Here is a 14,675-nt window from a genome sequence, read left to right on the forward strand (position 1 = left end):
GTCAAGCACGACGTCGAGTTCTTCAACGAGTTCTACGCGCTGGACATCGCGATCACCGAGACGCAGTCCGGCCCCGTGGCCACCGGCGTCATCGCCTACGAGTTGGCGACCGGTGACATCCACGTCTTCCACGCCAAGGCGATCGTGTTCGCCACCGGCGGGTCGGGCCGGATGTACAAGACCACCTCGAATGCGCACACGCTGACCGGCGACGGTCTGGGCATCGTGTTCCGCAAGGGACTTCCGTTGGAGGACATGGAGTTTCACCAGTTCCACCCGACAGGCCTGGCTGGCCTGGGCATTCTCATCTCGGAGGCGGTGCGCGGTGAGGGCGGCCGACTGCTGAACGGCGAGGGTGAGCGCTTCATGGAGCGCTATGCGCCGACGATCGTCGACCTGGCCCCGCGCGACATCGTCGCGCGCTCGATGGTGCTCGAGGTGCTCGAGGGGCGCGGCGCCGGCCCGAACAAGGACTACGTCTACATCGACGTGCGCCACCTCGGCGAGGATGTGCTCGAGGCGAAGCTGCCCGACATCACCGAGTTCGCCCGCACCTACCTGGGCGTCGACCCGGTCAAGGAGTTGGTGCCGGTGTACCCGACGTGCCACTACGTGATGGGCGGCATCCCGACGACGGTGAATGGTCAAGTGCTGCGCGACAACACGACGATCATCCCGGGGCTGTACGCCGCGGGTGAGTGCGCGTGCGTGTCCGTGCACGGCGCGAACCGGCTGGGCACCAACTCGCTACTGGACATCAACGTGTTCGGCCGTCGCGCCGGCATCGCCGCGGCGAACTACGCACTCGGGCACGACTTCGTGGCGCTGCCGCAGAACCCGGCGGGCATGGTGGTCGAGTGGGTCGGCGACATCCTGAGCGAGCACGGCAACGAACGCGTCGCCGACATCCGCACTGCGCTGCAGCAGTCGATGGACAACAACGCCGCGGTGTTCCGCACCGAGGAGACGCTCAAGCAGGCGCTGACCGACATTCACGCCCTCAAGGAGCGGTACGCCCGAATCACGGTGCACGACAAGGGTAAACGCTACAACAGCGATTTGCTCGAGGCGATCGAGCTCGGCTTCCTGCTCGAGCTCGCCGAGGTCACCGTCGTCGGAGCGCTCAACCGCAAGGAGTCGCGCGGCGGCCACGCCCGCGAGGACTATCCGAACCGCGACGACACCAACTACATGCGCCACACGATGGCGTACAAAGAGGGCTCGGACCTTCTGAGCGACATCCGGCTGGACTACAAGCCGGTGGTGCAGACCAGGTATGAGCCGATGGAACGGAAGTACTGATGACAATCGCTCCTGACGTCCACAAGGGCGAAGCCACCACCCCGCCGGTGCCCGAAGGCGCGGTGATGGTGACGCTGAAGATCGCCCGGTTCAACCCCGAAGACCCGGATGCCCACGCTGATTCGGGTGGCTGGCAGAGCTTTCGGGTGCCCTGCCTGCCCACCGACCGGCTGCTGAACCTGCTGCACTACGTGAAGTGGTACCTCGACGGCACGCTGACGTTCCGGCGGTCGTGCGCACACGGTGTGTGCGGTTCGGACGCGATGCGGATCAACGGCGTGAACCGGCTGGCGTGCAAGGTGCTGATGCGCGACATGCTGCCGAAGAATGCGAGCAAGCAGCTCACCATCACCATCGAGCCGATCCGCGGGCTGCCCGTCGAGAAGGACCTCGTGGTCGACATGGAGCCGTTCTTCGACGCCTACCGCGCGGTCAAGCCCTACCTGATCACCAGCGGCAATCCGCCGACCCGCGAGCGCATCCAGAGCCAGACCGATCGCGCCCGCTACGACGACACCACCAAGTGCATCCTGTGCGCGTGCTGCACGACCAGTTGCCCGATCTACTGGAGCGAGGGCTCGTACTTCGGGCCCGCCGCGATCGTCAACGCGCACCGGTTCATCTTCGACAGCCGCGACGAGGCCGCCGCCGAGCGCCTCGACATCCTCAACGAGGTCGACGGCGTGTGGCGGTGCCGCACCACGTTCAACTGCACCGAGTCCTGTCCCCGCGGCATCCAGGTCACGCAAGCCATCCAGGAGGTCAAGCGCGCGCTGATGTTCGCGCGTTAACAGCTGGGACGACGCATCATGTCGGCCACCTCGATGTGTCCCACGAACCCGAGGGTTGCCGCCATCGCGCGGTAGCGCTCGACGAAGTCGCGGTGGCCGGCTTCGTCTCCCTCAGCCTTCGCGAGCCTTGCGCGCATCCGCAACAGCTGGATCTCCTTGATCACGAAGCCGGGTTCGATGGGCACTGCTGCCAACCGGTCGATCTCTGCGGCCGCCTCGCCGATATCGTCGGCGCCGCCGCGCTGAAGCAGCGACTCCACCAGTACGGCGGTGGCTTCCGCGCGCAAGAGCTTCTCATCGCTTCGGACGAGGGTGTCGAGGATTGATCGCAGGTCCTCGATGGCACCGTCGAGGTCACCGGAAGCGGCGGCGATCTCGGCGATGCGAATTCTCGCGATGACGGCAGGAGCGAAAATCGACCGCTCCTCGTACAGGTCGCGCGCCTGGTGAAGGGTCTCCAATCCGAGTTTCCGCTCGGCCTCAGTACTTCTGTGACTCAGCACCAAACCCCGGGCGAGGCAAGCAGTTGCGAGGGCTAGGTCGTCTCCCATCGCTTGTCCCTGCCGAACCGCTTCTGCCGTCTCGGCAACGGCACGGTCATCGGGGGCCAGCGCCTTCAGGTGCATGCCGAAGCCATATCCGATGCCGATCAAGAAGACCAGAACTGTGCCGTCCGGATGAAGTCCACGTTCCAGGGCGACGCTCCGTTGCGCACTCTGCAGCCAAGCGGAACCGCCGACGGCGCAGTCCGCGACGGCTCCCCAAGTAAGCGTCATCGCGAGCGCTGTGCCGACCTGCTCACTGCTCATCTCGGCGCCTGCGTAGCCTTCGAGCAGCCCGCCCGCCCACTGTGCGGTGCGGCGCGCTTCTTGTGCTTCGCCCGCGAGCATCTTCGCCATCACTCCCGCGTGGACGTACCCGAGCGCGGGAACCGCACCACCCTCGATCCTCTGGAGCATTTCGAACTGCTCGGACGCCAGCGCGGACGCTTCCCGGTGACGATGTTGGAAACTCAGCAATGCGATCTGGCCGTACATCCCGATCGCCAGCGAGACGTAGTCGCCGGAACCCTCACACAACTCCCTGAGTTCTTCGAAGCCGGTGTCGGCCAGGGTCCCGCCGACTCGCCACGTCGACATGCACAGCATTGTCTTCGGAACGATTCGTAATGCCGTGCGTCTCGGGTCCCCGGCCGGCATCGCGTCGGCGGCATTTGCGGCGCGCTCCCAACCCGCACGCGCGCCGCGAATGTCGCGCTGCACCGACCAGGTGGCCGCTCGCAGATGCCAGTCGTACGCCCCCATCAGATCTCCGGCGGCCTCGAGGTGTTCGGCGATCAATGCCGCATTCTCATCCGCTTGCCCGTGCTCTTCGATGGCGACCGCCAACCGCCGATGTAGTTCGGCTCGTTCCGATTGCAACTGCGACTCGAGCGCCACGGTGCGGATCAGCGGATTGCGAAAGACGAATTCGGGTCTGCGACCGAACCTGATCTGCTCGATGAGCTGCCCGGCGAGCAGATCCTCTACGACGGGTTCTACCCCCAGGTCGCTCAACAGGTCGACACCGAACTGCGAGCCGACGACCGCCGCGGCGCTGAGCGTGCGCTTGGCTTTCGGATCGAGCCGGTCGATGCGCGCCGCGATCGTCGTCTGGAGAGTCGCGGGCACGGTCACCTCGGCACCGTCTGACACCGTCCGGTACCTTGCCGGTTCGCCGTCCAGTACACCGCGCTCGGCGAGTTCGCGCACGATCTCCTCGGCGAAGAACGGATTACCCGCCGCCCGTTCACAAATGGACGCTCGCAGCCTCCCGACCGAGTCGGCCGGTCCCAACAAACCGGCGACGAGCGCGCGGGTCTCGGCGTCACGAAGCGGCGCCAGAGCGATGGTGTGGCCGCCCCGCACGCGGCTCAAAACTCCGTGATACTCAGGGCGATACGTGATCAACACCAGCAGGTGCGTCTGCGAGACCACCGTCATGAAGTCCGCCAGCATCGACTCGCTGACCTCGTCGATCCAGTGTGCATCCTCGACGACATGCACCGCAGGGCTCCGCCGGGCCAGCGAGTAGGTGTTGACCAGAGCGGTCAGCCGGCGCCGCCGGGCGTCCGGGGTGATCGTCGCCGACGCGGCGTCGGGCTCGCCGATGCCCAACAGGTCTTCGAACAGCAACACGTCCTCGGTATCGACATTGGCGAGACCGGCGCGAATTCGGGCACGAGCCGTCACGGGGTCAAGGTGCTCGACGCCCGTTGCCGCGCGGAGGAACGCGGCCAGCACGTGGAACGGCACCTGTTGGGTATGCGACTCACAGAAGGCCCGTACCACCTCGACGCCGTGCTGACCGGCCATCGTCGCGACTTCACGAACGAGCCGACTCTTGCCGATTCCCGGCGGCCCGACCAACCCGACCACCGCGCCGTGGCCGTCGATCGCACCCTCTAGCAAACCCTCGACGGCGGACAGCTCCCACCGTCTACCAATCAACGGTGAGTCGTCGCGCCGGTCCGAGCGGTGCACTTTCCCGATGCTGATCAATCGGCGCGCCACCACCGGTTCATCGGCTCCCTTGATTCGTACCCGCTCCGGCTCACCGAGGATCGCCGAGTCGTCCACCAGTCGCGCCGTCGACGCGCTGAGCATCACCGCGCCCGGCGGAGCGACCGCCTCCATCCGCTGGGCGATGCCGACCTGCTCGCCGATAGCGGTGTAACCGAAAGCGCCCGAACCCATCTCGCCGGTGATGACCCGACCGGAGTTGAGTCCGACTCGAAGCCGAAGCTCGACGCCGTCGCGTGTTGCGACGTCGACCGCGAGGCGCTCAACCTCATCCTGTAATCCCAGAGCCGCCAGACAAGCGCACGCGGCGTGATCCTCCAAGGCCATCGGCGCGCCGAAAACCGCCATCAGCCCGTCACCGGTGAACTTGTCCACCGTGCCGTCATAACGGCGGATCACTGCGGCACAGCCCTCGACGAGGTCGGTCATGATCTCCCGCAGTCGCTCCGCACCGACCGCCGCGGCAATGTCCATCGAACGCACGACGTCGGCGAACAAAACCGTCACGTGCTTGTATTCGGCGTATCGGACGGATTGCACGACCGCGGTGCCACATTCACTGCAAAACTTCGCTGCCGCCCCCAAGGGGCTTTCGCACGCCGGACAGCGAAGATCAGCGGCGGTCCCTGTCCCGCCACGGCCCCCGCCGTCGTCCACGTCAATATGGTGTCACCAGCGCGGACTGCATGTCGGACAATCGGCTGTCACACATCGGACAGCTGTCTCGTCCAACGGGTATGACCGAAAACGCGCAGAAAACCCGCATCGAACCGCTGCCGCCACAACGAGCCTCGTTGCTCACCCGCTTCATGTACCGCTTCGCCAAGCGGAAGTTCGGCGAGGTGCCCGAGCCGTTCGCAGTCGCAGCGCACCATCCGCGACTCCTGGTCGCCAATGCAGTGCACGAGGCACTGTTGCAGTCCGGGTCCAAAAGGTTGCCGAAGAACGTTCGTGAGATCGCGGTCTTCTGGACCGCCCGCACCGTCGGTTGCTCGTGGTGCGTCGACTTCGGCTCGATGCTGCAACGCCTCGACGGTCTCGACGTCGACCGGCTCAAGCACATCGACGACTACGCGACGTCGCCGCTGTTCTCCGACGACGAACGCGCCGCTATCGCCTACGCCGATGCGATGACGACGGACCCGCACGCCATCACCGACGAACAAGTCGACGATCTGCGGCAACGGTTCGGCGACGACGGCGTCATGGAGCTGACCTACCAGATCGGCGTGGAGAACATGCGGGCGCGGATGTACTCGGCGTTGGGCATCACCGAACAGGGCTTCAACTCCGGCGACGCATGCCGGGTGCCGTGGGCTGGCCAGGGTTCGAACGACACAGCGGCGAACCGGTGAACTTGTCCGGGTTGGCGATGTCCCAGATCGCGCCGATCTTCCCGTCGCGCACCGTCATCGCCGTGACCCGGGCCATCAGCTCGGGATAGCCGTCGGTCGCCGGGGCGCCTTCGGTGTAGCTGCCGACCTGCCCGTTGATCAGAGCCAGCTGCGCCCCGGCCAGCCAGTTGGGCCCGTAGCGGCGGGCGAGGCCGAACAGGAACCGGGCCACCTTGTCCGGTCCGTGAATCACCTGCGCCGCGGTCGGCGCCCGCCGGTTCGAGTCGCCGGTGAACGTGACATGCGGATGCAGAAGGCGCACAACGGCTTCCATGTCGCCGGAAGCCAACGCCGCCATCAGCGCGCCGGCCACCTCGTTGTGCACGTCGTCGGGCACCGGCGGTGGCGCCGACGCGGCCGCTCGTCGCGCGCGCGACGCCAGCTGCCGCGCCGAGGCAGCGCTGACGCCGAGCGCGTCGGCGATCTCGGCGAACGGCACACCGAACCCGTCGTGCAGCACGAACGCGACGCGCTGGTCGGGCGTCAGCGATTCCAGCACCACCATCGCGGCGAACCGGGCGTCCTCGCCGGCCACCACCACGGCCAGCGGGTCATCGCCGTCGAGCGCCGTCACCACCGGTTCCGGCAGCCACTGTCCGTAGTACGCCTCCCGGCGATGCGCCGCCGACCGCAACCGGTCCAGCGCCAGCCTGCTGACGACGGTGGTGAGCCAGGCGCGCAGATCCTCGACAGCTGTGCCGTTGCGGTCCCACCGCAGCCACGCGTCCTGCACGATGTCCTCGGCGTCGGCCACCGTGCCCGTCAGCCGGTAGGCGACGGACAGCAGATGCGGCCGTAGTTCCTCGAACTCGTCGACCCGCGTGCTGGCGGTCATGACGACAGTTTAGTTCGGCGTCGATCAACGGCTCCGGGTTGAAACGGGCCGAACCACGTAAGCCTGCGGGGTTGTTGCACCGAGACGAGCGTTTTGATGGCTGCGGTTGCCCGCCGCAACGGATTCCGTGCAGAATCGGTGGTATGCCTTCCCCGGGCGCGGCAATCCAGCTCGACGACCTTTCGAAGCAGATCATCGAAAAGCTCCAGCAGGACGGTCGCCGCTCGTACGCGGGAATCGGTAAGGCGGTCGGCCTTTCGGAGGCCGCCGTGCGCCAGCGGGTGCAGCGCATGGCCGCCATCGAGTCTGTCGACTACGTGGTGCCGACCGCGGGCTCGTTCGATGCGATCGTCGATGTCGTCTGCGCGGGCGATGACGATCTGCTGGACCTGCTCAACACCCAGATCCGCGCATTGCCGGGCGTCTCAGCCACCGAGACGCTCGTCTACCTGAAACTTGTCAAGCAGCAATAATATTGGGGTACCCGGTGACTACAACCGATACAGCGCAAGGGCTTTCGGCCGAGCTCGATGCGAAAGCACGCCGGCATCTGTGGGGCCACTTCGCCCGGCACGGTGCCGGCATCGCCCCGCCGGTCATCACGCGAGGCGAAGGCGTCACGATCTGGGACAGCAACGGCAAGAGCTACATCGACGGCCTGTCCGGACTCTTCGTCGTCCAGGTCGGCCACGGCCGCCAGGAGCTGGCCGAGGTCGCGGCCAAGCAGGCCGAGCAGTTGGCGTACTTCCCGATCTGGTCCTATGCCACGCCCCCCGCGATCGAATTGGCCGAGCGGGTGGCCGGTTACGCGCCGGGCGATCTGAACCGGGTGTTCTTCACCACCGGCGGCGGGGAGGCGGTCGAAACTGCGTGGAAGCTCGCGAAGAACTATTTCAAACTCACGGGCAAACCCGGTAAGCACAAGGTGGTTTCGCGGTCGATCGCCTACCACGGCACCCCGCAGGGTGCACTCGCGATCACCGGGCTTCCCCTGTTCAAGCAACAGTTCGAGCCGCTGACCCCAGGCGGCTTCCGGGTGCCCAACACGAACTTCTACCGCGCACCGGCGCCGTACCAGACCGATGAGAAGGCGTTCGGCCAGTATTGCGCCGACCGCATCGCCGAGGCCATCGAGTTCGAGGGTCCCGACACCGTCGCCGCGGTGTTCCTCGAACCGGTGCAGAACGCGGGCGGTTGTATCCCGCCTCCCCCAGGGTATTTCGAGCGAGTCCGGGAGATCTGCGACGAGTACGACGTGCTGCTGGTCTCCGACGAGGTGATCTGCGCGTTCGGCCGGATCGGCTCGATGTTCGCCTGCGACGACTTCGGTTACGTGCCCGACATCATCACCTGCGCCAAGGGACTGACTTCGGGGTACTCGCCCCTCGGCGCGATGATCGCCAGCGACAGGCTGTTCGAGCCGTTCGACGACGGTAAGACCACGTTCGCGCACGGCTATACGTTCGGCGGGCATCCGGTGTCGGCGGCGGTGGCGCTGGCCAACCTGGACATCTTCGAGCGCGAGGGCCTCAACGATCACGTCAAGGAGAACGCCCCGAGACTGCGGGCGACGCTCGAGCAGCTGTCCGACCTGCCGATTGTCGGCGACGTCCGCGGCGAAGGTTACTTCTACGCCATCGAACTGGTGAAGGACAAAGCCACCAAGGAGACCCTCGACGACGAGGAGTGCGAGCGGCTGCTGCGCGGGTTCCTCACCCCCGCGCTTTTCGAGGCCGGCCTGTACTGCCGCGCCGACGACCGCGGCGACCCAGTAGTGCAGCTGGCGCCGCCGCTGATCAGCGGGCAGGCGGAGTTCGACGCGATGTACGACATCATGCGCGGCGTGCTCGACGAAGCCGGCCGACTGCTCTGAGGTGCAGGCGTAGCGTCGGCTTTGTGAGCGCTGCGCCTGCGTCGAAGAAGCCGCCGATCGATCCTGTCCGCTGGCAGCCGCCGGGTGTCGATCCGCTACCCGACCTGCCGTCGGCCGAGCTGACCATCGTCCCGGTGCCGGGCAACGCGCCCGAGGACGTCGTCGTCGACGCGGACGGTGCCATCTGGACGGGAGTCGACGACGGCCGCATCGTGCGCATCGCACCCGGCGGCGGGGATCCGGTCGTCGCCGCCACGACCGCGGGCCGGCCGCTGGGCATGCATGTCGCGCAGGACGGCCGAATCCTGGTGTGCACCAGTCCCGGTGGGCTCCTGTCGGTCGACCCGTCCACCGGCGCGCTGGAGACCCTCGTCTCGGAGGTCGACGACCGGCGGCTGATGTTCTGCTCGAATGTCACCCAATCACCGGACGGCACAATCTATTTCACCGAGTCGACGAGCGCATTCAGCTACGCCCATTTCAAGGGCGCGGTCATGGAGGCCCGGCCGCGCGGCAGCCTGTTCCGCCGGGATGCCGACGGCACCGTGCTCACCGCCGCAGCGGGTCTGTACTTCGCCAACGGCGTGACGCCCACCGCGGACGGGTCGGCATTGGTGTTCGCCGAGACGATGAGCCGTCGACTGTCGAAGTTCTGGCTCACCGGCGAGCGCGCGGGAACCGTCACACCGCTTCGCGAGAACCTGCCCGGGCATCCCGACAACCTGTCGACCGGTGCGGACGGCCGCATCTGGTGCGCGATGGTCTCCCCACTCAACGGCGCCGCCGAATGGCTCGCACCGCGCTGGCCGGCTCTGCGCAAGCTGCTGTGGAAGCTGCCCGACAAGCTCCAACCACAGATCAAGCCCGAGGTGTGGGCGGTCGCCTTCGATCCCGACACCGGCGACGTCGTGGCAGGTGTGCGGACCGAGCACCCGCACTTCGGCATGGTGACCGGCCTGGCCGAAGCCGGGGATCGGCTGTGGATGGGCTGCATCGGCTTCCCCGCCGTCGCGCACTGCGCGCTCCCCTGACGCACTGCGCGCCCGACGCCGAGTGCACGCCTGGTGTACGGAAATCGCGTCAAAGCGGACAAGGAGCGTGCACTCGGCGCGAGAAGGCGAGTCACATCGGCAACGTAAGCCACAGGAGTCACAGCGCGCCTCCGCCGAATCGCGCCGCCCGCCGCCTACTCTTCGGTCTCGATGGCGAAGTTCCAAGGCTCCTTGCGGCGGGCGGCGATGCTGGCAGCGGTCTTGTTCGTGGCGACCGGGCCGGCCGTGGCAATTGCTCAACCACCGGCGGCGCCCGAGCCGAGCGCCTGCCCGTACCGCGAGACGACCCCACCCGCGGTCGACGCTTCCGAGGTACCCAAACCGGGTGACGCGCCCCCGGCCCCGGTGCCCGTGCCGGCAACCCCGTTGGGCGGCGACGCGTTGGCCAGTTGCGGCGTCGTCACCGCGCCCGGGACACCGCCGCTGCCCGACGACGTCTCCGCCGAGGCGTGGGTGGTCGCCGACCTGGACAGCGGCGACGTGATCGCCGCCAAGGACCCGCACGCCAGGCACCGGCCCGCCAGCGTCATCAAGGTGCTGGTCGCGACGCAGGCGCTTCGCGAGCTGCCGATCCACCGGGTCATCGCCGGCACCGCGGACGACGCCGCGCAAGAAGGCACGAAGGTAGGCGTCGGGGAGAACGGCCACTACTCGATCAACGACCTGCTGCACGGCCTGCTGATGTACTCGGGCAACGACGCGGCCTATGCACTGGCCCGGCAACTCGGCGGCTGGGACGCCACGCTGCGCAAGCTCAACGACCTCGCCCACAAGCTGGGCGGCCTCGACACCAGGGTGGCGACGCCGTCGGGTCTCGACGGCCCCGGCATGAGCACCTCCGCCTACGACCTCGCGCTGTTCTACCGCTACGCCTGGCGCAACCCGGTGTTCGCCGACATCGTGTCGACCCGGTCGTTCGACTTCCCCGGCCGCGGCGATGTCGGCTATCCGATCGAGAACGACAACAAGCTGCTGCTCAACTATCCCGGCGCGCTGGGCGGCAAGACCGGCTACACCGACGACGCCGGTCAGACGTTCGTCGGCGGCGCCGAGCGCAACGGCCGCCGTCTCGTCGCCGTGCTTTTGAAGGGCACCCGTCAGCCGATCGCGCCGTGGGAACAGGCGGCCCACCTGCTCGACTACGGCTTCGCGACGCCGCCCGGGACGAGCGTGGGCACGTTGATGGAACCCGACCCGTCGCTGCTCGATCCCAAGCCGGGCGCCGACGGCGCCAACCCGGCTGCCAAAGCGGCGCCGATGTTGTCGAGCGCGGACGCGATGCCGGTGCGGGTGGGCGTCGCGGTCGTGGGCACCGTGATCGTGTTCATGTTGATCATGGGCGCCCGGTCACTGAACCGGCGGCCACAGCACTAGTCCGGCTGGCCCCACCGCCGCAGCAGCTGTTCGGCTTCCGTGCAGAGTTGGTCGATCACCGCGGCCGCGGGCTGTGAGTCACGGACCATCCCGACGCCCTGTCCGGCGTTGACGGGTACGACCCGATAGTCCTCGGCCGCGCAGGCCTGCTCGAGCAACGCCCGGGCGTCGGCGTCGACCAGGTCTTCCCGACCGTCGAACCGGTCGACGAAGTCGTTGCGCACGACACGTTCGGGAATCGTTGTGGGCCAGGCATATCGGTGAGCCACGTCGAACACCCGCGTCGTCACCGTCTCGTCGCTGGACGCCGCAAGCAGCACGTCGCGCGCCGCCGCTGACGTCGTCGCTTCCGTGCACGTGGCGAAAACCGTCCCGAGCCAGGCCCCGGCAGCACCGGCCGCCAGTACAGCGGCCAGCCCGCGGCCCGAGGCGATCCCTCCTGCGGCGAGCACCGGCACCGTCACCTCGTCGAGCACCTCGGCAAGCAACGGCAGGGTGCCGACGCGCGCCTCGCCGTGCCCACCGCCTTCGGCCCCGCGCGCCACCACCACGTCCACCCCGGCGTCCGCCGCCCGCCGGGCACCGGTCACGTCGGCCACCTGCGCGGCCACCGGCACACCGGCGTCGTGCGCGCGGCGCACCCAGGACCAGTCGTCGCCGAAACTCACTGACAGCAGTGCGGGTTTCGCCGCCAGCGCGACCTCCAGCAGTTCAGGCTGCGCCGCCATCACCCAGTGCACGAGGCCGATGCCGAACGGGTGGCTGAGCGCGGACACGTGCGGCAGTTCGGCGGCCAACCCCGCCGCAGTCGCCGAACTGCCCATCCCGACCATGCCGAGGCCGCCCGCGCGGGACACGGCCGCAGCCAAAGCGCCGCCTGCCGCACCACCCATTGGGGCGTTCACGATCGGCGCCTGGAGGCCCATCCGGCGCGACCACGGCGTTGACAGCGGCACGGGACGCGACGTTACCGGTTTGCTAGCGTCGGGAAAGTCAGCAGGTGACACCGGACGAGGGGCGCCGTACCCGGCCAGCGACAAGACGGCGTCGACGGAGATGTGTGATGGCTTGGCTGATTCTCGTCGTATCGGGTGTGCTCGAAGCGGTGTGGGCTTCCGCGCTCGGCAAGACCGAAGGCTTCACCCGGCTGGGTCCATCGGCGGTGTTCCTCGTGGCACTGGTGCTTTCGATGGTGGGGCTCGGAGTGGCGATGCGCAGTCTGCCGCCCGGCACCAGCTATGCGGTGTGGGTCGGCATCGGCGCGGCGCTGACCGTGGCGTTCGCGATGCTGACCGGGGCCGAGAGCGCCTCGACGCTCAAGGTGTTGTTGATCGTCGGCCTGGTCGGCTGCATCGTGGGGCTGAAACTGGTCAGCTAGCGACCGCGGGTCCAGCGTGAGATCCCCAGCGCGCCAAGCGCTCCCACCGCAGCGGCGGCCAGCGCCGCACGCAGCGGAAGTCCTTCGCGAACCTGCACGCGGGGCATGATCCGCGCGGTGCCGGGCGGTTCGACGGGTGCAGCCGCCAGGTTCTCCGGCGCCGTGGCCGCCCATGCCGTCGCAAACAGGATCAGCCGCGCGGTGATGTAGGCGAACACCATCAAGCCCAGCACCGGACCGAATGTCGCCCCGGCCGGACCGGTCACCACCGACCGCAGATAGATCGACGCGACCTGCTTGAAGACCTCGAACGCCACCGCCGCCAGTGCGCCCGCCCGGATCGCGGAGTGGAAGCTGAGCGATTCGCGGGGCAGTCGCGCGATGATCCAGGTGAAGAGCAGCCAGCTGATCGCCATCGACGCCAGCAGCGAGACCACCCGCAGCAGGATGCTCATGCCCGGAACATGTTCGAGCCCAACCCATTCCACTGCTTTACGAGCCAGCCCGGAACTGCTCACCGCGGTCAGCGCGACGGTCAGCGCGACCGCGACGAACAGTCCGACCATCGCCGTCAGGTCCGACAGCTTGGTGCGCACGAAGCCCCGGGTGTCGTGGCGCAGCTGGCCCCACATCTGGCTGAGCGCCTCGCGCAGATTGGCCATCCACCCCACCCCGGCCCACGCCGCGGCCGCCAGCCCGATCACGCCGACCGAGGTGCGGGATTCGATCGCCGAGTCCATCAACTCGACCAGCTGTGTGGCGGAGGCGCCCTTGACCGACTCTCTGATCCGATCCTGGATCTCGGCGAGCAGGTCGGGCTGGCTCGCCAGCACGAAACCGGCGACGGCGAATCCGACCATCAGCAGCGGAAACAGCGCGAAGATCGTGAAGTAGGTGATGCCGGCCGCGTAGAAGTCACCCGTGCTGTCGTTGTACCGCTCCTGTGCGCGCATGACATGGTCGAACCAGCGATACCGCGCGCGGAACCTGTCGACGAACCCGGGTTTGTTCTCCTGCTCGCTCGGGACCGTCATGCCAGCCTTCCCAACGCGTCAGCCGCGGCGCGGAAGAAAGCCCAGGCGGTCGTAGACCCGTTCGAGCGTCGTGGCCGACACCTCGCGGGCGCGCTCGGCGCCTGCGGCCAACACCGACTCCAGTTCTGCGGGGTCGCTGAGCAGTTCGTCGACTCTGGCCTTGATCGGGTTGAGGAACTCGACGACGGCTTCGGCCGTGTCCGACTTCAGGTCGCCGTATCCGCGTCCGGCGTAACCCTCGACGAGCTTGTCGATGTCGGTGCCCGTGACCGCCGACTGGATGGTCAGCAGATTGGACACGCCGGGCTTGGCGTCGACGTCGTATCGCACTTCGCGCTCGCTGTCGGTGACCGCGGAGCGGATCTTCTTGGCCGACTTCTTGGGATCGTCGAGCAGGCTGATGAGCCCGGCGTCGGTGGCCGCGGACTTGCTCATCTTCGACGTCGGGTCCTGTAGGTCGTAGATCTTGGCGGTCACCTTCGGGATCATCGGTTCGGGGATGACGAACGTGTCGGGGAAGCGTGAGTTGAACCGTTGCGCGACATCGCGCGCCAACTCCAGGTGCTGGCGCTGGTCCTCCCCGACCGGCACCAGGTCGGTGTCGTAGAGCAGCACGTCGGCGGCCATCAGCACCGGGTAGGTGAACAGGCCGACGGTGGTGGCCTCGTTGCCTTCCTTCTGCGACTTGTCCTTGAACTGCGTCATCCGCGAGGCCTGCCCGAAACCGGTGAAACAGCCCAGCACCCAGGACAATTCGGCGTGCGCGGGGACATGGCTCTGCACGAAGATCGTGCTGCGGGCCGGGTCGATGCCCAGTGCCAGGTACTGGGCGGCGGTCGCCAGGGTGCGCCGTCGCAGCTGTGCGGGGTCCTGGGCGATCGTGATCGCGTGCAGGTCCACCACGCAGAAGAACGCGTCGAAGTCGTCCTGCAGGCCGACCCACTGTGTGATCGCTCCCAGCGCATTGCCGAGGTGAAGGGAGTCGGAAGTGGGCTGCACGCCGGAGAAGACGATCTTGCGGGCGCCGCCGCGGTCAGTGCTCATGATGAGCCGATCTTTTCACATCACCGCGCACGGCTTC

12 protein-coding genes, 1 pseudogene and 1 riboswitch are annotated in these 14,675 nt (G+C 67.6%); of the genes and pseudogenes, 8 read left to right on the forward strand and 5 right to left on the reverse strand.

Translation table 11 applies throughout. The features are described from left to right. A partial coding sequence (locus tag A5663_RS21250; RefSeq protein ID WP_068153707.1) for an FAD-binding protein occupies positions 1-1,302 on the forward strand: 1,302 nt, incomplete at its 5' end. Continuing rightward, a complete protein-coding gene (locus A5663_RS21255; RefSeq protein WP_068153708.1) occupies positions 1,302-2,093 on the forward strand; it encodes a succinate dehydrogenase iron-sulfur subunit in 792 nt (263 codons plus the stop codon). The genes A5663_RS21250 and A5663_RS21255, both read left to right, overlap by 1 nt. Here the strand turns inward: A5663_RS21255 and A5663_RS21260 are convergent. Beyond that, a complete protein-coding gene (locus tag A5663_RS21260; protein WP_231976863.1) occupies positions 2,090-5,194 on the reverse strand; it encodes an adenylate/guanylate cyclase domain-containing protein in 3,105 nt (1,034 codons plus the stop codon). The genes A5663_RS21255 and A5663_RS21260 overlap by 4 nt on opposite strands. A 185-nt stretch (positions 5,195-5,379) precedes the next feature. On the opposite strand from A5663_RS21260, the pseudogene A5663_RS21265 reads away from it, so the two are divergent. Next, a pseudogene (locus tag A5663_RS21265) lies at positions 5,380-6,009 on the forward strand (carboxymuconolactone decarboxylase family protein); the annotation flags it as partial. Here A5663_RS21265 and A5663_RS21270 read toward each other — a convergent pair. Continuing rightward, the gene (locus A5663_RS21270) at positions 5,939-6,883 is read right to left on the reverse strand and encodes a sigma-70 family RNA polymerase sigma factor (RefSeq protein WP_068153711.1); all 945 of its coding nucleotides are present in this window, start codon (positions 6,881-6,883) and stop codon (positions 5,939-5,941) included. The pseudogene A5663_RS21265 and the gene A5663_RS21270 sit on opposite strands and share 71 nt — an antisense overlap. 143 nt (positions 6,884-7,026) lie before the next feature. Here A5663_RS21270 and A5663_RS21275 point away from each other — a divergent pair, with 143 nt between their 5' ends. The 4 genes from A5663_RS21275 to A5663_RS21290 all read left to right on the forward strand — a co-directional run bounded on the left by A5663_RS21275 (position 7,027) and on the right by A5663_RS21290 (position 11,182). Further along, positions 7,027-7,356: an Lrp/AsnC family transcriptional regulator gene (locus A5663_RS21275; protein ID WP_068153712.1), complete on the forward strand. Its 330-nt coding sequence runs from the start codon at positions 7,027-7,029 to the stop codon at positions 7,354-7,356. Positions 7,357-7,370: 14 nt separating this feature from the next. Beyond that, positions 7,371-8,756, forward strand: coding sequence for an aspartate aminotransferase family protein (locus tag A5663_RS21280; RefSeq protein ID WP_068153713.1), 1,386 nt, complete (start codon positions 7,371-7,373; stop codon positions 8,754-8,756). A gap of 23 nt (positions 8,757-8,779) precedes the next feature. After that, the gene (locus tag A5663_RS21285; protein WP_068153714.1) at positions 8,780-9,787 is read left to right on the forward strand and encodes an SMP-30/gluconolactonase/LRE family protein; all 1,008 of its coding nucleotides are present in this window, start codon (positions 8,780-8,782) and stop codon (positions 9,785-9,787) included. A 171-nt stretch (positions 9,788-9,958) separates the two neighbouring features. Beyond that, entirely contained in the window at positions 9,959-11,182 is a 1,224-nt protein-coding gene (locus A5663_RS21290) for a D-alanyl-D-alanine carboxypeptidase family protein (protein WP_068153715.1), read from the forward strand. On the opposite strand, the gene A5663_RS21295 is transcribed toward A5663_RS21290, so the two are convergent. Beyond that, positions 11,179-12,108 carry a nitronate monooxygenase family protein gene (locus A5663_RS21295; protein ID WP_197503524.1) on the reverse strand — a complete coding sequence of 310 codons (930 nt, stop codon included), beginning with the start codon at positions 12,106-12,108 and terminating at the stop codon, positions 11,179-11,181. The genes A5663_RS21290 and A5663_RS21295 overlap by 4 nt on opposite strands. Before the next feature lie 61 nt (positions 12,109-12,169). Then, positions 12,170-12,233: riboswitch (guanidine-III (ykkC-III) riboswitch) on the forward strand. Positions 12,234-12,245: 12 nt separating this feature from the next. On the opposite strand from A5663_RS21295, the gene A5663_RS21300 reads away from it, so the two are divergent. Further along, entirely contained in the window at positions 12,246-12,560 is a 315-nt protein-coding gene (locus tag A5663_RS21300; RefSeq protein ID WP_068153717.1) for a multidrug efflux SMR transporter, read from the forward strand. On the opposite strand, the gene yhjD is transcribed toward A5663_RS21300, so the two are convergent. Together yhjD and trpS are read right to left on the reverse strand one after the other, a co-directional pair. After that, the gene (gene yhjD, locus A5663_RS21305) at positions 12,557-13,594 is read right to left on the reverse strand and encodes an inner membrane protein YhjD (protein WP_068153718.1); all 1,038 of its coding nucleotides are present in this window, start codon (positions 13,592-13,594) and stop codon (positions 12,557-12,559) included. The genes A5663_RS21300 and yhjD overlap by 4 nt on opposite strands. Positions 13,595-13,612: 18 nt before the next feature. Then, positions 13,613-14,638, reverse strand: coding sequence for a tryptophan--tRNA ligase (gene trpS / locus A5663_RS21310; protein WP_068153719.1), 1,026 nt, complete (start codon positions 14,636-14,638; stop codon positions 13,613-13,615). Positions 14,639-14,675: the final 37 nt, after the last annotated feature.

Source organism: Mycobacterium sp. E740, from assembly GCF_001672895.1.
Classification (GTDB): Bacteria; Actinomycetota; Actinomycetes; order Mycobacteriales; family Mycobacteriaceae; genus Mycobacterium.